This window comes from Rhodoplanes roseus (genome assembly GCF_003258865.1).
Taxonomy (GTDB): domain Bacteria; phylum Pseudomonadota; class Alphaproteobacteria; order Rhizobiales; family Xanthobacteraceae; genus Rhodoplanes; species Rhodoplanes roseus.
The window spans coordinates 1-2,412 of sequence record NZ_NPEX01000498.1 but is presented as its reverse complement, the minus strand read 5'-3'; the positions used below and the strand labels follow the sequence as shown (position 1 = coordinate 2,412).

Genomic DNA, 2,412 nt, shown 5'->3' with positions numbered 1-2,412 from the left:
CACGCGTTCGACCGCGGACAGTCTGAAAAGACGTGGATGGCCGGGACGAGCCCGGCCATGACACAGATATCACCCGCCCTTGCGGCCCTCGGCGAGGCGGGCCTCGGCGTCCCGGTGCAGGGCGCCGCGGTCGATCTTGTTGGTCGAGGCGAGCGGCAGCTTGTCCACGAACCAGACGAAGCGCGGGTGCTGATAGGCCGGCGCGTTGGCGAGGGCGAAGCGCTTGATGTCCTCCGGGTCCGGCGTGCTGCCGGCGCGCGGAATCACGAAGGCCACCGGCTTCTGGCCCTTGATCTCGTCGTCCACCGGCACGACCGCGGCCTGCGCCACGTCGGGATGGCGTTCCAGCATGCGCTCGACGTCGCCCGGAAAGATGTTCTCGCCGCCCGAGACGAACATGTCGTCGGTGCGCCCCACGAACGTGTAGAAGCCGTTCTCGTCGCGCCGGAAGACGTCGCCGGTCCTGTAGAAGCCGTCGGCCGTGATCGGCGTCGGCAGATCCGGGCGATTGTGATAGCCGAGCATGACGGCGGGCGACTTCATCTCCAGCGCCCCTTCGACGGCGTCGTGACCCTCGCCGTCGACGAGGCGCACCTGCACCTCCGGATGCGGGTAGCCGACCGACGTGTAGGGCTGCTTCAGGCCTTTCGGATGCGGCCCGAACACGACCGGCCCGCCTTCGGTCGTGCCGTAGGCGTTGGTGACCACGGCATTGGGCAGCAGGGCGCGGATTCCGTCCATCAGGCTGGCGCTCACCGGCGCCGATCCCATGCGTACGAGCTTCACGCTGGACAGGTCGGTGTGCGCGAGCAGGTCGTGCTCGCGCAGCATCATCGCCATCATGGGCGGCACCGCGGTGAGCCAGGTCGCCCGATAGCGGCCGATCGCCTCGATATAGGCCGACGCCGTGAACTGCGGCAGCAGGATCATGGTCGCGTGCGCCGCGCAGGCGAGCTTGGCCAGCGCCAGCGCGTTCATGTGGTAGAGCGGCGCCGCCACCAGGAAGCGGTGGCCGGAGAAATCCTGGCCGGCGAGGCGCGCCTTCACCACCCACAGATGGCTCTGATGCGACAGCACGACGCCCTTCGGCGTCCCGGTCGAGCCCGAGGTGTAGAGGAACATGGCCGGCTCGCCCTGCTGCGGCACGACCACCTCGAACGGCCCCGGATCCAGGAACGCCTCGAAGCTCTCGCTGCCGTGCGCGCCGAAGCAGACGACGGGCAGATCGGCCGGGCAGTCGTCGCGCCGCGCCGGATCGCAGAACACCAGCCTGGCGCCGCAGTCCTTCAGGATGAAGTCGATGGTGCCGCGCGGGAACTTGAAGTTGACCGGCACGGCGACGAGGCCGGCCCGCATGATCCCGAAATAAGCGGCCAGATATTCCGAGCGGTTGGCCGACAGGATCGCGACCCGCTCCCCGCGCACGAGACCGCGCGCCAGCAGTGCGCGGGCGACGCCGTCCGCCGCGGCGTCGAGCGCCGCATAGGTGACGTCGCGCGGCTCCTCGCCGCCGAGATCGATCACGGCGAGCTTGTGCGGGTCCTGGCGGCGGTCGATCAGGTCGCCGAGATTCTGGGGATCATACGACTGCGAAATCATGATACCGGCCACTCGCCGCGTCCGTCGTCATGGCCGGGCTCGTCCCGGCCATCCACGCATGTACGGGACGCCTTTCTGGGAGAACTGCGCGGGCGTCACCCGCGCACCATGGGATCTGTCACCGGCTGCCCCGGAGCACCCGAGGTGCTCGTCCGCCATCCCGAGGTGCGAGCGCAGCGAGCCTCGAAGGATGCGGCCCCGGCGTCGCGGCAGCTCCCGGGCCGTCGCCCTTCGAGGCCCGGCTTCGCCGGGCACCTCAGGGTGATGGAGAGAGCTGGTGCCGGACGACACCGATATCACTTCTTCGGCGCCACCGCGCCGGTGAAGTAGGTGGCGCGGCCGCTCGCCAGGAGCTTGCCCTCGAGGTCGAAGACCTGCGCCTCGGCGGTCGAGAACTGGCTGCCCGGCTTGACCACGCGGCCCTTGACGATCAGGTCGCCCGGCATCGCGGCGGAGTGGTAGTCGACCCGGAAGTCGATGGTCGGCACGCCGCGGCCGGTGCGCCTGACCAGCGCCCAGTCGGCGGCGAGGTCGAGCAGCGTCGCCAGGATGCCGCCATGCGTGTAGGGCCGCTCCGGATGCACCTTCCACTCCTCGCGCCAGGTGGCGCGGATCTCGATCGTGTCGTCGCCGAGCGCCGTCACCTTCAGGCCGAGCCACTTGTGGTACGGCCCCTGGGTGATGATCGCATCGACTTGTTCGGCGGTGAGGTCCTGGCTCATGGGTATCCTGTGAAATGGGTCGAGCGTTCGCTCGCTTGTTCTTTCTTTCACCCTCCCCTGGAGGGGGAGGGTCGAGCGCGTGCACGGCACG

General features: G+C 69.3%; 2 protein-coding genes. Both read right to left on the bottom strand.

What is annotated here, in order from left to right:
• Positions 1–69: 69 nt before the first annotated feature.
• Positions 70–1,599, bottom strand: a complete 1,530-nt coding sequence (locus tag CH341_RS30675; RefSeq protein WP_111423381.1) for a class I adenylate-forming enzyme family protein — start codon at positions 1,597–1,599, stop codon at positions 70–72.
• Positions 1,600–1,895: 296 nt separating this feature from the next.
• Entirely contained in the window at positions 1,896–2,321 is a 426-nt protein-coding gene (locus tag CH341_RS30670; protein WP_111423379.1) for a PaaI family thioesterase, read from the bottom strand.
• Positions 2,322–2,412 lie beyond the last annotated feature (91 nt).